Genomic DNA, 17,586 nt, shown 5'->3' on the forward strand with positions numbered 1-17,586 from the left:
TTACCCGGAGGATTGGACAAGATCACCAGGTCAGCGTCCTGCCGCCGGTTACACTGGGCACAGCGGCGAACACGGATCGAGGACCGGTGACGACCACCCCGAACGACCGGTTGCGTGCGGCGCGGGAGGCCGCCGACCTGACCCAGGAGCAACTGGCCGAGCGCACGAACGCCCAAGTCCAGGCGGCAACGGGCAAGCCGGGCGCGATGGACGCCGACTACGTCAGCAAGCTCGAACGCGGCATCCACCGCTGGCCCAACAAGACCTATCGGGCGGCCTTCCGCGAGGTCCTGGAGACCGGCGCGGACCGTGATCTCGGCTTCTACAGCACCCGTGCCCGTGCGGTTACCGTGGAGAGGACAAGCCCTCGCTACCGTGAAGGAGGGGACGACGTGGAGCGGCAGGCGTTCCTCCGGGTGCTGGCCGGATCAGTGGCTGGCCTGACCTTCGCCGACCCTCTCGGCGAGTTCGCGGCCCGAGCCCAAGCCGGTAGCGGACGGCAGATCGGCCAGGCCGACGTCGACCAGGTACGCGAACTCGCTCGCATGTTCGCCAGCCAGGACCATCAGTACGGAGGACAACTCTCCTCCCGCGCGGTCATCGCGCAGCTTGGCGCGACCGCGGAACTCATCGACAGCCCGTTCGCCGGTTCTCGTGTGCGCGACAACTGGTTCTCCGCAGTTGCCGAACTCGCCGATACCGCGGCGGGGGTGTGCTTCGACGCCGGAGAACACTCACAGGCCGAGCGTGCCTTCCGGTTCAGTGTCGGTTGCGCCATCAAGTCCGGCGACTGGGCCATGAAAGCCAAGGCACTCTCCGGCCTGGCTAACCTCTCGGTTCACTTGGACCGCAAAGACGACGCCTTGAGCTTCGCCGAGGAAGCCTTGGTCCGGGCTGACCGACTCAGTCCCAAAGTCGGCGCGATGATCCACACCCGTCACGCCCGCGCGCTGGGCCTGGTCGGCGCATCCCGCGCCGCAGACTGCCGCACCGCAGTGGCCAAGGCGGAGGACCTGTTCGCCACATCCACACCCGACAACGAACCCACCTGGCTGGCGCACTACGGCCAGGCGCACCTCGACCGCGACGCCGGGCGGGCCTTGTTCTTCCTCGCACTCAACGGTGGCGGCCACGAACAAGCACGCCAGCGACTCGAAGCAGCCATCACCCGCTTCCCCGATGGCCACTCCCGCGGCAAGGCGTTGGCGAAGGCCAACCTCGCCGCCTTGGTGATGGCCTGCGACGACCCGCGCGAAGCCGTCGTCCTCGGCAACGACGCACTCGACGCCGTCGGCACCGTCCGCTCCGACCGGGTCAACGACGCGCTCAACCGGCTGGCCGAGGCCGCCCGCGGACACCGCACCGTCCCGGAGGTGCGCGAGCTGGCTCATCGCGTGCGACGAACTCTCCGCAGTCAGGCTGGATGACGCGCAACCCACCGAATGGTTCTACGTGGACGCTGGCAGTGCGTTGGACGGCTCGTTTGCCGTGTCTTGGCGGTATAGCAGCTCGTAGAGGTGCGCGCCTTTGATCAAGACGGATGCCTCGACCGGGTGGTCGTTGTAACTGTAGATGACGCGCAACTGCCGGATCACCGGAGTGCCGTCAGGCAGGTCAAGCGTCTCGATCTCCTCGGTAGTGGGAGGACGGGCCGAGATGCGGTCGACGAAGTGCTGCTGGGGATAACCAAGGTCTGCCAGTGCTCGGGGAGCGCCGCCGCGGATCTTCGTCGTGCCCGCCAGGCTTGTGCCCGCGGCGATGTCGGCCGGGTAGTACGAGAAGGACAGCTCCACGGGGTGCCCGTCGTGCAGGAGGAGTCTGGCGCGGACCACGGCGGCGGCCTGGGGCGCCAGTCGAAGGCTCTCGATGACGTCTCGGGGCGGGACGACGCTGTCGACCGAGAGCAGCCGGTAGCGGAACCGGCCCGGCTCCGGCACGATGTAGGCTGCGGCGTCGATCACGAAAGGTCGGCGGTCGCGGACGAAGACTCCCTTGCCGACGTGGCTGTCGAGGAACCCCTCGTCCTTCAACGCCTTGAGCGCGTGCTGGATGGTGGCGTTGGCCGCGCCGTATCGTTCGACGAGCTGCGCGGTGGACGGCAGGCGCTCGCCGGGCGTTAGCTCGCCGCGCATGATCAGGTCGCGGATCTCCGCGGCGATCTGCTGGTGGCGCGGCCGTGGGTCACGGGCGCGGGGCACGACCGGCTCCCGGGGGCGTCGTCACGGTCATGGGGTCAGCTCGTAGCGCAACCGCCGCCCGTCGGCGACCATCGTCATCACACTCGCCTCGACAGGCCGGTCCTCATCGGTCAGCAGCACCCGGGCGAGCAGCAGCACGCAGGCCGCGGCATCCAGTCGCAGGGCGTCCTGCTCGTCCGGTGTGGCCAGGCGCGCGCTGACGTCCTCGCGAAGGCGCCGCGGCGGGTGGCCGAGGTCGGCCAGGAGGGCGACGGCTCCGCCGCGGATCTTGCGTGGTTCAGCCAGTTTGGTTCCGCGGGCGATGGCCGCGGGGTAGTAGGAGTCGGTCAGCTCGACCGGGTGGTCGTTGAACAACATCACCCGGCGACGGAGGACCACCGCCTCGCCCGGCTCGACGCCGAGCATGTCGGCCACCATCTCCGGCGCGGGCACCTCCTCGACACCCAGCAACTTCTGCGTGCCGGAACCGCCATGCTCCGCAGCCTCCACGGCCCACGCATCACTGCGGTGGCCGCTCACGTACGGCATCGACACGCTCGTCCACAGGCGGGCATCGGCCATCGCTCACCTCCTTGGATCTCGCGGGTCGCCGGGTGCCTACACCCATTGACCTTAGTCGTAGGGCAGCAAGGCCACCTTCGCCCCGGACGGAATCTTGCCACCTTTCGGATATCGCAGTAAGGTTGGCTGTAGCTAGATCGCTACAGCTCGTCACCGGCCGCATCGGAGGCCGAGAACCCCACTACCGCCGCTGGCACGTCAGGGCGGCCATTCGCAGGTCCGAGACCGGAGGGGCACATGCAGACCACCCACGACGCGTTACCGGCGACAGGGCAGGTCACCATCACGCGAACGTTCGGCTTCAGCGCCAGCCACGAGCTGCGGCTGCTGCCCGAAGGCCACAAGTGCCAGCGCAACCACGGCCACAACTACACGGTCACCGCCACCGCGCGCATGGACGGCGACGGCCCGATCGACTGGTCCCCGCTGGCGGATTACCTGGCGTCGACCTTCGACCACCGCCTGATCAACGACCAGGTCACCTTCCACCCGACAAGCGAACTGCTCGTCAATCACCTCGTCGAGTGGGTTCGGACCAACGTTGAGACAGGCTCGCCCATCACCCTGGTGGCGATGGCGGTGTCGGAGACGCCTTCCACCTCGGCACGCTGGGATGGCGCGACCAACGGGATCACCATCTCGAAGACCTTCGACTACGGCCAGGGTGAGATCACGCTGATCCTGGGAGCCGACGAGTTCGACGAGTTCGGGTTCGTCACCGATTTCGGCGACCTGAAGCCGTTCTCGACGTACCTGCGCAAGGCCGACACGGTGTCCTCCGCCGCGGCTCTGGCCCACTGGTTTGCCACCAACGTGGAGCCGATGATCCAGGGGCGCCTGGTATCCGTACAGATCGCCTCGGCGACGGCGACCGAGCGGTGGGAACGAGGCGACACGCTGTGAGCGCTTTGGTGATTCCGGTTGGCCGAGCCGAGAGCACGGCGATCCTCGCGGAGAAGTTCGAGTCGTTCCAGGGTGAGGGCCCGTGGATGGGACAGCGCTGTGTGTTCCTCCGGCTCTCGCGCTGCAACCTGCGGTGCGGGTTCTGCGACACCCCGGAGACGTGGGACTGGAGCCGGTACAACTCCTCCGAGGTCAGCAGGAGGGTTCCGATCGCGGATTTGGTGTCCTGGGTGCGTGAACGCGCTGTCGACCTGGTGGTGATCACCGGCGGCGAGCCGATGTTGCAGCAGCTCGCGATTGGCACGCTTGCCCGCGACCTGCCGGGCGTGCGGGTGCAGATCGAGACCAACGGCACGATGGAGCCGATCCCGGAGTTGGCCGACCGGGTAGATCTCTGGGTGGTGAGCCCGAAGCTCGCCAACTCCGGCATGGACTATCCCGCCCGGATCAAGCCGCAGGCGCTCGCGGCCTTGTCCGCCACGGGCCGTGCGGTGTTCAAGTTCGTCGTCTCCGACCCCGCGAACGACCTGGACGAGATCGCCGAACTGGTCGAGGAGTACGGCCTGACCCCGGTATGGGCGATGCCCGAGGGAACGACCCGGGAAGCGGTTCTCGCTGGTATGGACTCGCTCTACGGCCCCGCGATCGACCGCGGCTGGAACGTCTCCACGCGCCTGCACATCCTGACCGGCGCTCGCTGACCCGAGCTGATCGCACGGTTCTGCACGTCAGCAACACATTTCGACGATTCGCGATGACGCACGCTCTTGACAGGAAGCGAGGCATTCGCCATGACCGACGTCCTTGACAGCACGGTGCTCAACGGGAGCCAGGCCCCGCCCGGACGAGTCGACAGCGACCGCGTCGCCGATCTCGTCGGCCAGCTCTTGGTCGTGATCGGCGAGGACCCCGCCCGTGAGGGCTTGGCGGACACTCCGGCCCGGGTCGCCGCCTGGTGGGGAGAGTTCTTTTCCGCGGACGCGGCGGTGCCGACCTGTTTCACCGAGCAGTACCTCAGTGATCAGTTGGTTGTCGTCGGGGGCGTCAGTGTGTGGTCGTTGTGCGAGCATCACCTTCTGCCCATGAACCTGAACGTCACCGCGGGCTACGTGCCGGACGGGCAGGTGATCGGCCTGTCGAAGTTCGGGCGAGTCGCGCAGCGGTATGCCGGTCGTCTCCAGGTGCAGGAGCGCTTCACTCGGCAGGTCGCCGACGAGATCGCCCTCGCGATCGGTGGCAGCAACGTCGCGGTCGCGGTCCACGGTACACACCTGTGCATGAGCGCGCGGGGTGTCCGCATGGAGGCGGCACGCACGACCACAGTGGATACCCGCGGCCGGTTTGGAGCCGATCCGGTTCTCTCCCAACAGTTCCTCGCCATCGCCACTGATCGGAGGAACCTCTGATGGCCATTGAGTTCTCGGTGATCGCCCCGCCCGACTATTTGGACGCGTTCGTCGCCCAAGCTCCCGCTCGCGTTCACCACGTTGCCGCGCAGCATGTTCTGAACGACCCGTTGTACCGGGACTTCTTCCACCGTGAGGCCGGACGCGGTGCCGAGATCATCATCGACAACGGCGTGTTCGACCTAGGCGAGGCGCTGCCCGCCGAGGACTTGGTCGCCGCGGCTCGCGCGGTGAACGCCAAGGAGATCATCCTGCCGGACGTGATGGGCGACGGACCGGCGACCATCCAGGCCAGCGACGAGGCCGCCCGCGAGATCCAAGACCTCAGCGACGAGTTCCGGTTGTGCGTGGTGCTGCACGCGGCGACCGACAAGGAATGGCTGCGCACCTACGACTACTTTGCCTCCAGCGCCTACGTCGGCGCCATCGCGTTACCCGCGTCCCGCAAGCCCGCGTCCGACGAGCTGTTGTGTCGGACCCGGTGGACGGCGACCCGCTTCCTGGAGAACCACGGCCTCGTCGAGGACCGGATCACGTACCGACTGCTCGGACTCGGCCGCACCGGGCACCTGGAGCTGGCCGAGCAGCGCGAGCACGAGTGGATCGCCTCGGTCGACGGTGCCGCGCCGGTCATCCTCGGCGCGATGGGCATTCCCATGCTGCCCGACGGACCGTATGAGAAGCGACCGACGCCGCGGATCGAGAACCTTGGCCTCATCCCCGAGGAACGGTTCGGCCTGATCCGCCGCAACATCGACGTGGTCCGTGAGGCCGCGGGCAGCACCGTGCGCATCCCGGAGGCCATCCGATGAGCCTGCTGGCCGGGTCCGCGCTGCGCGCGGACCCCATCGAAGTGAACGGGCACACGATGCCCCCGGACCGCCTGCTGCGCTACCTCCAGATCAAGGCCCACCACCTGATCCAGGACCACGACTGGGACAGCATCCACGTCGTCGGCGGCTACGACCGCGGCGCGGTGATCTCCGCCCACGAGAAGACCGGCAAGCTGTTCAACATCGAGCGCCCCACCGCCGACGCCCACGGCCGCGATCTGATCGTCAAGGCGTTCCCCGGCGTCGACTACGTCCACCACTACGGCCTGATCATCGCCACCTACCTGGAGATGGTCGGCAAGGACGCGAGCATCGTCAGCTACGAGCCGCCCACTCCCGCAGTATCCACCGACGCGGTGAGACGGCTCGAACTCGACCTCAACGGCGATCTCGTGGTGGTCGGCTGGGGCCTGGCCCACCTCGTCCCGCCGGACGGCGTGTGGAACCGCGGACACGGCTACGCCTGGCAACGCACCCGCATCCACGGCCGCGACGTGGTCTTCCTCGGCTACCAGCACAGCATCTGGGGCGACGTCGCCGGACGAGTCGTCACCCGCCTGGCCAGACTCGGCGCCGGCGACGTCGTCTACGTCGGCAAGGTCGGCGCGCTGAACCCGGCGATCGAGCCCAACACCCTGCTCGCCACCGGCAACACCAGCTTGATCGACGGCGCCCCGGTCACCTGGAACGACTTCTTCGCCGACTTCGCCGTCTCCCAGCCGGGCGTGCACACCGGCATCCACGTCACCTCGCCGTCGATCCTGCTGGAGAACCGCGCCTGGCTGGCCGAGCACGCCGACCACGCTTTCGTCGACCCGGAGATCGGCCCCATGGGCGCGGCAGCCCGCGACGCGGACATCGGGTTCGGCTACCTGCACGTCATCTCCAACAACCTCGCCCGGCACTACCCCGCCGACCTGTCCAACGAGCGCAATCACGACGTGCTCCAGCGCCGCGCCGCCCTGATCACCCAGATCCGCGACATCATCACCGCCCGCCTGACCTGAACCCCACGGAGGAACACCCATGCCGGACACGGCACCGCCCGACGCCCCGACCCGCGGGCGCGAGATCACGATCGTCGGCATCGACGGCGCGGGCAAGTCCACCCTCGCCACCCGCCTGCACCAGGCCCTCAACGACGCGGGCCACAAGACCATCCTGGTCGGCAAACACACCACCGACGTGCCCGCCGACCTGGAGCTGGCCGCGTACGTCGACCAGCTCAACACGTTGGTATACCGCCGCGACGCCCGCATCGCCCAGGAGTGCGGCGACCACTACTGGCTACTCGCACTGGCCGCCTGGTACACCCTGCAGGACAAGCTCGTCATCCAACCCGCGCTCGCCGCGGGCACCCACGTCATCCTCGACAACGCCCACCACAAGATCCTCGCCCGCTACGCGGTCAACCCCGACGTCGACACCGAGCTGGCCGAGCGGGTCTTCGCTCACCTCACCGAGCCCGACCTGATGTTCTTCCTGCACATCGACGCCCACACCGCGCTGGCCCGCAAGGGCGAGTTCAGCTCCCTGGAGACCGGCCACTCCGGTGGCGGCGACGAGGACTTCATCCGGTACCAGGACACTGTCCTGGCGACGCTGCGCGAGCACGCCGACCGCGGCGGCTGGCTGTCGATGGACGTTACCGACATGGACCGCGACGCGGTCTTCGACACCGCCGCCCAGGCCCTGACCGACCGCCTCCAGCTCTCCCTCTGAAGGATTCCGTCCATGCCAGTGACCCGACCGACCGACGGCGAGTACGTGTGCCACGGCATCACCTGGGCGACCGGAGACCCCCGACTGCTCCTCGCCCCGCTACCCGACGGGCCACTGGTCTACGCCGAGATCATGAACCAACGACTCGGCTTCGCGTCCGGTACCGGCAGGTGGTGCACCGGCCGGTACCGGTTCGTCGACACCGTGCGCGTGGAAGCCCTCGCCTGCCCCGACCGCGCGCAGGCCGGGCAGAACGACCAATGCCCGCGATGCCTCGGCCAGGACGAGTTCCGATTCGCCCACCAGTACCACCGCGACGGCAACGTCCCCGACGCTCTGCGCCGGTACATGGACCAGCCGCACTGGCTCTACCTGGCCACCTTCGCCGACGGAGCCACCAAGGTCGGCACCGCGGCTGAACCACGCAAGCACTCCCGCCTCAACGAACAGGGAGCCCTGTTCGCCACCTACCTCACCACCACCCCCGACGGCCGCACCGTGCGCTTCCTCGAAGACGCCATCACCCGCGACCTCCGGATGCCCCAAACCGTCCGGGCCACCACCAAACTCAAAGCCCTGGCCAACCTCACCAACCTGGCCGCCGCGGGCGCGGCCCACGACCAGCACGTCACCCGCGCCGCCGACGCCCTCACCGCGACCGGCAACCAAACGGTCCTGGAGAAGTGGGCCCCTCCTGCTGAAGGCGCGCGACTGCGCGTCGCCGGTCGAGCCCGAGCGTTGTACCCGCACGACCTACAGGACGGCGAACACGGCTTCACCGTGACCTCCTGCGTCGGCACCCAGGTACTCACCACGTTGACCGGCGACGACGAGACCGACTACGTGCTCGATCTCGGCACGCTCAAGGGCCGTCGCATCGCCCTTGGCCCCTTCACCTCGCCGGGCGCCGCTGTCCAAAGCTCCTTGTTCTGACCACCCGAAAACGAGGCACCCACCATGGCACCCCTCGACGCCGTGCTCGGCTGGGACGAGGACACCACCGCCGAGGCGTACGCCGCCTTCACCCGCGACTTCCCCATGTACTCCGCCACCAGCCGCGACCTGGCCCACCGCGCCAACCTCTCCAACGCCGACCTGGTCATCGACCTCTGCGGCGGAGCAGGCGCCACCGCGGAGGCCATCCTCGACCTCGCCCCACCGCACACCCGGGTCATCTCCCTGGACAACGCCGCCGCGATGCAACGCGTCGGCCGACGCGCCCTCACCGACCCACGCCTGACCTGGATCACCGCCGCGGCCGAAGACCTCGCCGACCACGTCCCCGGGTCAGTTGACGCCGTCATCTGCAACAGCGCGATCTGGAAGACGAACGTCCCCGCGGTGCTCCACGCCGTCCACCAAGTGCTCCGCCCCGGCGGCCGGTTCGTGTTCAACATCGGCGGCGGCTTCGCCGGAGTCCGCCACCCCGACGAAACCACTACCCGAACCGGACCGTCGCTGAACACCCTGATCCACCAAGTCGCCACCCAGGACTACGGCCACCGTCCCCCTAGATCAGAAGCCACAGCACCGAAGCTGCCACTGGACGCAGTGACGGCACACTTGGTCGCCGCAGGGCTGACCGTGCTCGACACCGAAGTCACCGCCCAGCACAGCACCATGGCCGAGAAGAAGGCATGGGTGTCCATCCCGGTCTTCGCCCGCCCCGAAGGCGACTACACCCACGCCCAACGCATGGACATCCTGAATAAGGCATACGCCATGACCACGCCCGACTCTCCAACCGTGACGAGTTGGCTGACGGTGGTTGCCCAACGCCCCGACGCACAGCTCTAGCCCGCCAGTCCGCCTGTGGTCAGTCGGACCGCTCATCACCTGGTCTCAGTGGCCAGGCGGCGGACGTACGTTCGGATGCGGTCCCGGTCCTCGGGAAAGGCGCTCTCCCACTCCTCGGTCAGGTCGACCCACCTCGGCGGCTGTCCGTTTTCGCCGCCTAGCGGTACATCACGGTCGACCACGGCGGCGTAGGACAGGCCCAGCGTCGGCGACCAATCAGCACGGTACGAGCGAACTGTGACCGCAGCCGGAACCGGCAGCAACTCACCCGACACCCCGGTCTCCTCTGCCAACTCCCGAGCAGCAGCGGCCCGCGGCGTCTCGCCCGGCTCGACCGTGCCCCCAGGCGGCACCCACCCCCGAATGCGGTGCCGCACCAGCAGCACGTGACTGAACGAGGGGTCGGTCACCCACACCTCGGCCGACAGCGGCTCCGTCAGAACGGGTTGGGCGCGCAGCCACGCGTGGGCGTCGTCGAACGCCATCTCCGCCACACGCGCATCGGCTACCGCCGCATCCACAGTCCTCTGGTCGATCACCCGGCCAACCCTATGCCGAGGCACTGTTCGTCCTCAAAGACCACCTTCGCGAGCGCGACCTGCGCACTCTTACCCATCGCTCAATAAATATCCAGCATGGGTCGTGCTGTTCAGCGGTTGGTGGCTCTAGTGCCGTTCACCCCAACGAGGAGCATTCGTCACGACTGCTCGGTCTACGGGCAGTGGAGTGGGACGGTGCCGCGCACTCAGCCCAAGCTGGTCGAGATCACGGCAGCCATTGCCCCTAGCGCCAAGTATGGGCCGAGCGGCATCGGTGCGTGGCGAGGGATGCGGTGGGTACCGCGTAGTACGAGGCGGGCTACTGCGGCGAGTAGCCATCCAAGGAGAGTGCCAGCCAGGATCGCCGACCAACCGCACCACCCAAGGGCGAGGCCAAGGAGACCCGCGAGCTTGATGTCTCCGGCGCCGAGGCCGCCGGTACAGAGGGCGAGTGCGAAGTAGGTTGCGGCGAGGATGGCCATGCCGAGCAATGCTCGTGCCAGATTCGCGTGGTGAGGTTCGAGGACAGCAACCGCGGTGAAGCCTGCTCCGAGGATGGGGTAGCTGGGAAGGATCAGCGCGCTGGGAAGCCGATGCTCCGCCAGGTCCACTACCGCGAGGGGCACCAGCGCTGCAGCGAGGTAGCTGAAGGGCAGGAGGGCGTGGTGCTGGCCGATTCGCCAGGCTAGCGCGGCGAACAGGAGCCCGGTCAGCGCAGCCGCGGTTGCCCACGCGCTCCACCCGAACGATCTTGTGAGCAGCAGGCGGCGCGTCACCAAGCCGAACGCGCCACCGCTCGCGGTACCGAGGACGGCCCACCACGCGATCGATTCCGTGGAAGTCAAGCCCATTCACCACCTATCACTCTTCGTAGCGATTTTGGCCCCGTTTCGGCGGATCCCTCGCTGTCGGTGACACCGAGAGAAATCGTCCCGGGTGACGACTTTAGGCCAGTTGAGTGAATCGGTACGAGGATGTTTCATGCCGACTTCAAAGTCAGCGCATTCCGACTTTGCCGTCGGGTGGGTGTCGTGGTGTAGACCTATTGGAGTCGCTCGGACGTGGGGCGATCGTTTTCGGGAAGCAGGGGGTGTGTTTGTGAGGCAATGGGTTTTTCGATCTTGGCGCGGGTGTCTGGTGGTCGGCGCGTTGACCCTGGTGACTGTCGCGGCGTGCGGCACCGGCGACTCGGCTGGCGGCCCGCCTGCTGCGTCCGGTTCCGCGACGACGACGCTCCCGACGGCGAGCCCGAGCACTACTTCTTCACCGTCTGAGCGGGCTGAACAGGCGGCGTTGGGCGCCTATCGGGGTATGTGGGCCGACTTCGTGGAGGCTGGACACACTTCGGACTGGCGGTCGGTGAAGCTGGGGCAGCACGCGACGGGGGTCGCGTTGACGAACCTGTCGCGGGGCTTGTACGCCGATCACTACAACGGCCTGGTGACCAAGGGCGAGCCGGTGCTCAATCCGACCGTGTCGTCGGTCGAGCCCGCGGCGGAGCCGAAAAAGATCATTGTCTCCGACTGTGGCGATTCGACGAACTGGTTGAAATATCGGGCCGACACCGGGGAGCTCGCGGACAAGGAGCCCGGGGGTCGGCGCGCGATCAATGCCATTGCCGAGAAGCAGTCGGACGGCTCATGGAAGATCTCCGACTACGGCGTTCATGAACTGGGGACGTGTTGACCATGCGACGTTTATCGATCATTACCGGGTTCCTTGCTGTGAACCTCGTCGGCCTCGCGGTTCCGGCCTTGGCGGACGGGTGGGGGAACACGAACTGCGGGCAGGTCCCGTCCCCGGTGTGTGAGCTGGAGGCGGGCAGCAGTGGCGGTGGGTTGCCGGGTGGGTCGTCCGGGCACGGCACCAGCCCGCATCGTCCGGGTGGTGGCGCGGGTGGGGGTGGTCAGGGCTCAGGGGGCGACACCAGCGGTGGGAGCGGCAACAGCGTGGCCAACTGCTCGTACGTGCGCAGCGACTTTCAGCCCCCGGCCGGTGGCGTGATCAGCGCGGCCTACCACCCTCCCGCAGCACCCGGTGGAGTCGTCCAGGCCGCGATGCCGCACCCCGCCGTGGCGCGGGCAGCGCAGCCGGGGCAGGGCGGGGGTGCGTGGTACGTGTGGACGTGCGATACCGAGGGGGTGGCGCACGGGATGTACCGGTCCCCGGTGTGGATGGCCGACGGCCAGGCGCCGGGTGAGGCGTTGTTGCCCTCTCCGGCGGAGTTGTCGCGGGTCGCGCGTCGGCAGCTGCGGCTGCCCTCGCCGGTGATCGCGGCGAGCCCGGCTGCCGAGCAGTTGGTGAATCTGCCGACGTGGATGTGGCTGATCGGCAGTTGGAGGCCGGTGTCGGCGACGGCGTCGGTGCCGGGGGTGTCGGTGACCGCGGTCGCGACGCCGACCTCGGTGACTTGGGTGATGGGTGATGGCTCCACGGTCACCTGCGGTGGCCCAGGCACGCCCTACCCGGTTGGTGGTGACCCGAGGGCTGCGTCGCCGACCTGCGGTCACGTCTACCGGCGTTCGTCGACCGCCCTGCCGGGGCAGGTGTACGCGGTGTCGGCGACGGTGCACTGGCGGGTCTCCTGGTCGGGTGCGGGTCAGGGCGGGGTTTTCCCGGATTTGACCACGACGGGGGCGGCGGCGTTCCGGGTGGCTGAGTCGCAGGTCCTCAACAACGGCGGCGGCTGAGCACCACTCACGGTCTGACTCTCCGCACGTAATCGCTCGCTCTCTGTTCCGCACGTCGATGTGGGCGTCGCGGCGCGCTACCCCCATGCCTTTTGGAGGTTCGGCATGTCTGCCAACACCACGTTCCGCCCTGATATCGGCAGGTCCGCGAAGGCGGGCGATGGCCGGTGGGTGGAGAACGGGAAGAAGTCGGCGGCCTCGCGGCTGCGTACCCCGGGCCGGCGCCGTGGCGTCCCGTACCTGCTGCTGGGGGTGTTGCTTGTGCTCGTGTGCGTCGGCGCGTTCGTGTTGATCTCGCTGCGCTCCGGTGACCGGCAGCCGGTGCTCGCGTTGGCCCGTTCTGTGTCGGTCGGGCAGGTTCTCGCCGCGCAGGATCTGCGGCAGGTCAACGTCGCTGTCGACCCCGGCGTCGCGGTCGTGCCCGCGGACCAAGCGGCCAGTGTGCTGGGTCGTCCGATGGCCACGAGCCTGTCGGCGGGGACGCTGCTCACCCCCGAGGCCGTCGGCGGCACCGCGGTCCCCGCCGCTGGACAGGGCATCGCCGCGCTCGCCTTGAAGCCGGGGCAGTTCCCGGCCGAGGTCGCGCCGGGGGCGCGGGTGTCGGTGGTGTTCGTGCCCGGCCCGGCCGGGACAGCGACCACGCCGCCCAGCACCAGCGGGGTGGCGTGGCCTGCGGTGGTGACCAGCGTCAACACCCAGCCAGGCGGGCAGGACACGGTTGTCTCGGTGCAGCTGTCGGAGACCGCGGCCCGGCAGGTGGCGGCGGTGCCCGCCGGTCAGGTGTCGATCGTGCTGCTCGCGGCGGGAGGCAACTGATGTTGATCTCGCTGCTGTCGTTGAAGGGCTCGCCCGGGGTGAGCACCCTGGCCACGGCCGTGGCCGCCCGCTGGCCCGCTCCGGCGAGGACGGTGTTGGTCGAGGCCGATCCGGCCGGCGGGGACCTCACGCTGCGGTTCTCGTTGTCCTCGACCCCGGGCCTGGTCTCTCTGGCTGCCGCCTCGCGCCGGGCGGGGGACGACCCGGACCTGGTGTGGCGGCACACCCAACTACTGCCCGGTGGTCTGGCGGTGGTCGCGGCCCCGCCGGATGCCGAGCAGGCCCGCGCGGCGCTCACGGCGTTGGCCCCCGACCCCGCGGGCGGGTTGGGTGGTCTGCGGGCGGCGGCCGAGCAGCCGGATGCGGTGGTCGTCGTCGACTGCGGTCGCCTGGACCCGGGGTCTCCGGCGCTGCCGGTCGTGCGTGCCTGCGACGCGGTGGTGCTGTTGACCGGCGCGGGCGCTGACGACCTGGCACACCTGCCGCGGCGGCTGCCCGTGATCAGTAGGTGGAGCCCGCACCCGGTGCTGCTGCTGGTCGGTGACGGCTACTCCACCGCCGAGGTCGCCCGCGAACTCGGCGTCCCCCCGTGGGGCCGGGTGCCGCACGACCCGACAGGCGCGGCGGTCCTTCGTGGACAACGGGGCGGCTCCCGCTGGCGGCGTACCGGCCCGGAACGGTCGGCATTGGGGCGCTTCGCACTCCAGCTCGCCACCGAACTCGCCACACGCCACGAGACTCCGGCGCCCCAGCAGGAACACCACGACCCGGCGTCGCCCCACGCAATCTCCGCCGACGCGGCCCATGACGCCGACCTTGCATACCCCGGAGGGCAGGCATGACCGATTCGACCGACCGGCACCCGGTGGTGCGCCAGCTCCGCCCGCTCCAGCGCGGTTCCTCCACACCAGACGTTGGGCAGTCTTCCGACCTCGGGTGGGACACCGAGGGTGGCGCCACGCCGTCGGCGGCGCTGGTGCGGCTGCGGCGGGCCTTGCGGGGACGGCTGAGCACGGAGCTTCCTCAGCGAGTCGCCGAGCAGCTGGAGCACACCGGTACCGCCGCCACCCGTGAGGCGCGGCGCGAGCTGGCGGGGGTGATCCTCGAGGAGGCGCTGCGCGCGCACACCGAGGACGAGCTGGCCGCGGGCAGGCAGCTGCCGCCGCGTGAGGCCGAGCAGAGAGTGGTGGACGAGGTCGTCGCCGAGCTGTTCGGCCTGGCCGGGCTACAGCCGCTGTTGGACGACCCGGACGTGGAGACGATCAACGCCAACGCCTTCGACAAGGTGTTCGTCCAGTACAACGACGGCCGCCGGGCCCAGGTCGGGCCGATCGCCTCCTCCAACGACGAACTCACCGACCTGGTACGGCTGCTGGCCGCGCGGGCGTCCAGCCAGGAACGGCGGTTCGACCAAGGCTCCCCCGCAGTGAACCTGCAACTGCCCGGTGGAGAGCGGTTGTTCGCGGTGATGGCGGTGACCGCGGGCGGGGTGACCGCGCTGTCGATCCGCCGCCACGGCTACCTCACCGCCACCCTCGCGCAGCTGCGCCGCGGCGGCACGATCGACGCGAGCCTGGAGGCGTTCCTGCGCGCGTTGGTCAAGTCGCGCAAGAACATCCTGATCACCGGCGGCACCGGGGCGGGTAAGACCACGATGCTGCGCGCGTTGGCGGCCGAGATGGATCCGTTGGAGCGGATCGTCACCGTCGAGGACGCGTTCGAGCTGGGCTTGGACCATGACCCGGAGATCCACGCGGACGTGACCGCGTTCCAGTCGCGCGAGCCCAATGTGGAGGGTTCGGGCGAGATCACCCAAGCCGATCTCGTGCGCTTTGGTCTGCGGATGTCGCCGGACCGGGTGATCGTCGGGGAGATCCGCGGCCCGGAGGTCATCCCGATGGGCAACGCGATGTCGCAGGGCAACGACGGCAGCATGGCCACCCTGCACGCGAGCAGTTCGCGGATCGCGTTCACCCGGCTGGCCTCCTACGCCGCCCAAGGCGCCGAACGACTTCCGCTGGAGGCCACCAACCTCTTGGTCGCCTCATCCGTGCACTTCGTCGTGCATCTCGCTCGGGCCGAGGACCGCCGCACCCGCGTGGTGTCATCCGTGCGCGAGGTCGTAGGCGCCGACGGCCCCCAGGTCGTGTCCAACGAGGTCTACCGCCCCGGCCCCGATCGCAGGGCCCGGCCGGTGGCGGGAGCGCTGCGCGCCGACACCCTCGACGACCTGATCGAGGTCGGCTTCGACCCCGAGCTGCTGGAGGACCCCGAGGGGTGGTGGACACCGTGAACCTCACCCTCGGACCGACCACCGCCGCCGCGGCCCTGCTCGGGATCGGCACCGGCCTCGGGGTCCTGCTGATCCTCCTGGGCCGGCGCGGCACCACACCCCGCCCACGCCGCACCCGAACCCGCACGGCCAGCGATCAACGACGCCTCACCCGTGTCGCGGTCGCCGCCGCGGCAGGGGTGGTGACCGGTGTCCTCACAGGCTGGGTCATCGGCGCCGTCCTGGCCGGGCTCGCCGCGTGGTTCCTGCCGCGGGTGCTGGGCCGCGACCCCGAACACGCCCGTCGGGTCGCGCGGATCGAGGCCATCGCCTCGTGGACCGAGATGCTCCGAGACACCCTCTCCGCAGCTGCCGGGCTGGAGCAGGCCGTGCTCGCGACAGCGCCGTTGGCGCCCGCGGCCATCCAAGCGGAGGTCGGTGAGCTCGCCGCCGGGATCGAGACCGGCGACCGGCTCACGACCGCGCTGCGGCGCCTGGGCGAACGGCTCGACGACCCGGTCGGTGACCTTGTCGTGGCCGCGCTGCTGCTGGCCGCAGAGCAGCCGACCCGCGCGCTCGGCGAACTGTTGGGGTCGCTGGCCGAGTCCGCCCGCGGGCACGCCGCGATGCGGATGCGGGTCGACGCCGGACGCGCCCGCACCCGGACCTCGGTGCGCGTGATCGTGGGCACGACGTTGACCTTCGCCGCCGCACTGGTGGTGCTCAACCGCGACTACATGGCCGCCTACGGCACCGCCACCGGCCAACTCGTCCTGCTCGGCATCGGCGGCCTGTTCGCCGCCGGGTTCGCCTGGCTGGCCCGGGTCGTGCGCGTCGAGCAGCCGGACCGTTTCCTCGCCGCGGACCCGGCCGAGGTGGCCTTGCCTGCCGTCACGGGACTGCCGGGAGGTCGGTCGTGATCACCTTCATCGTCCTCGGCGCGGGTGCTGGGGCCGGGTTGTGGGCGCTGGTGGTGTTCCTGTTCCCGCCGCGTCCCGCGCTCGGCGTGGTCCTGGCCGCCGCGACCACACCCCCGGTCCCGGCGCCGATCCTGGCCACCGACGACACCGGCTGGGCTGTGCGCCTCGGCCGACCCGCCATCCCGGCCCTACGCGCGCTCGGACTCCCCGGACGCAAGGTGGGGCGCGACTTGGCCGTCGCGGGCCGCTCGGTGTCGGTGCACCTGGCGGAGAAGGCGGTCCTCGCCGTCGCCGGGCTCCTGCTCCCGGCCCTGGCGAGCGCGGTCCTCGCCCTGGCCGGGTTCGGGCTCGGACTCCAGTTCCCGCTCGTGGCCGGGCTCGTGCTGGGTGTGGTCGGGTTCCTCGCCCCGGACCTCAACGCCCGCAACCAGGCCGCAGCGCTGCGGGCTGGGTTCCGCCACGCCCTCTCGGCCTACCTGGACCTGGTGTGGATCACCCTCGCCGGGGGCATGGGCGTCGACTCCGCCCTCGGCGACTCGGTCCTCGTGGGCCGGGGGTGGGCGTTCGAGCAGCTCGGCCGAGCCCTCGACGCCGCCCGCCTCACCCGCGCCACCCCCTGGGCCGCGCTGCGACAACTCGGCGAGGAGTTGGACGTCTCCGAACTCGCCGAGCTGGCCGCGTCGGTCAGCCTGGCCGGGACCGAGGGCGCCAAGGTCCGCACCTCGCTGGCGGCCAAGGCCCAGGCGCTGCGCACCCACCAGATCACCGAGGCCGAAGGCGCGGCCCAGGCCGCCACCGAACGCCTCAGCCTGCCGGTCATGGTGCTGTTCCTCGGCTTCCTGGCGTTCATCACCTACCCCGCACTCACACAGGTCCTCAATGGACTGTGACAACCACCGCGAGGCGCGATCGCTGCCCGTGGACAACAT

At 69.6% G+C, this 17,586-nt stretch carries 20 protein-coding genes; 16 read left to right on the forward strand and 4 right to left on the reverse strand.

Annotated elements, in window-relative coordinates; translation table 11 throughout:
- Positions 1 to 86: 86 nt before the first annotated feature.
- Positions 87 to 1,427, forward strand: coding sequence for a helix-turn-helix domain-containing protein (locus tag CLV40_RS32420; protein WP_104482827.1), 1,341 nt, complete (start codon positions 87 to 89; stop codon positions 1,425 to 1,427).
- A gap of 21 nt (positions 1,428 to 1,448) precedes the next feature.
- Here the strand turns inward: CLV40_RS32420 and CLV40_RS32425 are convergent, their stop codons facing one another.
- Entirely contained in the window at positions 1,449 to 2,198 is a 750-nt protein-coding gene (locus CLV40_RS32425) for a GntR family transcriptional regulator (protein WP_104482828.1), read from the reverse strand.
- 27 nt (positions 2,199 to 2,225) lie between these two features.
- Positions 2,226 to 2,759, reverse strand: coding sequence for a GntR family transcriptional regulator (locus tag CLV40_RS32430; protein WP_104482829.1), 534 nt, complete (start codon positions 2,757 to 2,759; stop codon positions 2,226 to 2,228).
- Between the two features lie 237 nt (positions 2,760 to 2,996).
- Between CLV40_RS32430 and CLV40_RS32435 the strand changes: the two genes are divergently transcribed.
- The 8 genes from CLV40_RS32435 (at position 2,997) to CLV40_RS32470 (ending at position 9,420) form a co-directional block, all read left to right on the forward strand.
- Positions 2,997 to 3,662 carry a 6-carboxytetrahydropterin synthase gene (locus CLV40_RS32435; protein ID WP_104482830.1) on the forward strand — a complete coding sequence of 222 codons (666 nt, stop codon included), beginning with the start codon at positions 2,997 to 2,999 and terminating at the stop codon, positions 3,660 to 3,662.
- An 86-nt stretch (positions 3,663 to 3,748) separates the two neighbouring features.
- The gene (locus tag CLV40_RS32440) at positions 3,749 to 4,363 is read left to right on the forward strand and encodes a 7-carboxy-7-deazaguanine synthase QueE (RefSeq protein WP_104482863.1); all 615 of its coding nucleotides are present in this window, start codon (positions 3,749 to 3,751) and stop codon (positions 4,361 to 4,363) included.
- 90 nt (positions 4,364 to 4,453) lie between these two features.
- Positions 4,454 to 5,068 carry a GTP cyclohydrolase I gene (folE, locus tag CLV40_RS32445; RefSeq protein WP_104482831.1) on the forward strand — a complete coding sequence of 205 codons (615 nt, stop codon included), beginning with the start codon at positions 4,454 to 4,456 and terminating at the stop codon, positions 5,066 to 5,068.
- Positions 5,068 to 5,880, forward strand: coding sequence for a hypothetical protein (locus CLV40_RS32450; RefSeq protein ID WP_104482832.1), 813 nt, complete (start codon positions 5,068 to 5,070; stop codon positions 5,878 to 5,880). Before folE ends, CLV40_RS32450 begins: the two co-directional genes overlap by 1 nt.
- A complete protein-coding gene (locus CLV40_RS32455) occupies positions 5,877 to 6,908 on the forward strand; it encodes a hypothetical protein (protein ID WP_104482833.1) in 1,032 nt (343 codons plus the stop codon). Before CLV40_RS32450 ends, CLV40_RS32455 begins: the two co-directional genes overlap by 4 nt.
- 19 nt (positions 6,909 to 6,927) lie before the next feature.
- Positions 6,928 to 7,623 (forward strand): dTMP kinase, encoded by a 696-nt coding sequence (locus tag CLV40_RS32460; RefSeq protein WP_104482834.1) that lies wholly within the window; start codon positions 6,928 to 6,930, stop codon positions 7,621 to 7,623.
- 12 nt (positions 7,624 to 7,635) lie between these two features.
- A complete protein-coding gene (locus CLV40_RS40440; RefSeq protein ID WP_104482835.1) occupies positions 7,636 to 8,556 on the forward strand; it encodes a DUF2797 domain-containing protein in 921 nt (306 codons plus the stop codon).
- Between the two features lie 24 nt (positions 8,557 to 8,580).
- Positions 8,581 to 9,420, forward strand: coding sequence for a class I SAM-dependent methyltransferase (locus CLV40_RS32470; RefSeq protein ID WP_104482836.1), 840 nt, complete (start codon positions 8,581 to 8,583; stop codon positions 9,418 to 9,420).
- Between the two features lie 35 nt (positions 9,421 to 9,455).
- Here CLV40_RS32470 and CLV40_RS32475 read toward each other — a convergent pair whose 3' ends face one another.
- Both CLV40_RS32475 and CLV40_RS32480 read right to left on the reverse strand, forming a co-directional pair.
- Positions 9,456 to 9,959, reverse strand: a complete 504-nt coding sequence (locus CLV40_RS32475; RefSeq protein ID WP_245931704.1) for an NUDIX domain-containing protein — start codon at positions 9,957 to 9,959, stop codon at positions 9,456 to 9,458.
- 206 nt (positions 9,960 to 10,165) lie between these two features.
- A complete protein-coding gene (locus CLV40_RS32480) occupies positions 10,166 to 10,804 on the reverse strand; it encodes a prepilin peptidase (protein ID WP_181043883.1) in 639 nt (212 codons plus the stop codon).
- 514 nt (positions 10,805 to 11,318) lie between these two features.
- On the opposite strand from CLV40_RS32480, the gene CLV40_RS32485 reads away from it, so the two are divergent.
- From CLV40_RS32485 to CLV40_RS32515, 7 genes are all read left to right on the forward strand, one after another.
- The gene (locus CLV40_RS32485; RefSeq protein ID WP_245931705.1) at positions 11,319 to 11,645 is read left to right on the forward strand and encodes a hypothetical protein; all 327 of its coding nucleotides are present in this window, start codon (positions 11,319 to 11,321) and stop codon (positions 11,643 to 11,645) included.
- A 371-nt stretch (positions 11,646 to 12,016) separates the two neighbouring features.
- Positions 12,017 to 12,649: a hypothetical protein gene (locus tag CLV40_RS39990; protein ID WP_245931706.1), complete on the forward strand. Its 633-nt coding sequence runs from the start codon at positions 12,017 to 12,019 to the stop codon at positions 12,647 to 12,649.
- A gap of 105 nt (positions 12,650 to 12,754) precedes the next feature.
- A complete protein-coding gene (locus CLV40_RS32495) occupies positions 12,755 to 13,465 on the forward strand; it encodes an SAF domain-containing protein (protein ID WP_104482840.1) in 711 nt (236 codons plus the stop codon).
- Positions 13,465 to 14,307: a CpaE/TadZ family protein gene (locus CLV40_RS32500; protein WP_104482841.1), complete on the forward strand. Its 843-nt coding sequence runs from the start codon at positions 13,465 to 13,467 to the stop codon at positions 14,305 to 14,307. Before CLV40_RS32495 ends, CLV40_RS32500 begins: the two co-directional genes overlap by 1 nt.
- Positions 14,304 to 15,758 carry a TadA family conjugal transfer-associated ATPase gene (locus CLV40_RS32505; protein WP_104482842.1) on the forward strand — a complete coding sequence of 485 codons (1,455 nt, stop codon included), beginning with the start codon at positions 14,304 to 14,306 and terminating at the stop codon, positions 15,756 to 15,758. Before CLV40_RS32500 ends, CLV40_RS32505 begins: the two co-directional genes overlap by 4 nt.
- Positions 15,746 to 16,657, forward strand: coding sequence for a type II secretion system F family protein (locus tag CLV40_RS32510; RefSeq protein WP_104482865.1), 912 nt, complete (start codon positions 15,746 to 15,748; stop codon positions 16,655 to 16,657). Before CLV40_RS32505 ends, CLV40_RS32510 begins: the two co-directional genes overlap by 13 nt.
- Complete coding sequence (locus tag CLV40_RS32515) at positions 16,654 to 17,547, forward strand: type II secretion system F family protein (protein ID WP_104482843.1); 894 nt, start codon at positions 16,654 to 16,656, stop codon at positions 17,545 to 17,547. The genes CLV40_RS32510 and CLV40_RS32515 overlap by 4 nt, the downstream gene beginning before the upstream one ends.
- Positions 17,548 to 17,586: the final 39 nt, after the last annotated feature.

This window comes from Actinokineospora auranticolor (genome assembly GCF_002934265.1).
In the GTDB taxonomy this organism is placed as follows: domain Bacteria; phylum Actinomycetota; class Actinomycetes; order Mycobacteriales; family Pseudonocardiaceae; genus Actinokineospora; species Actinokineospora auranticolor.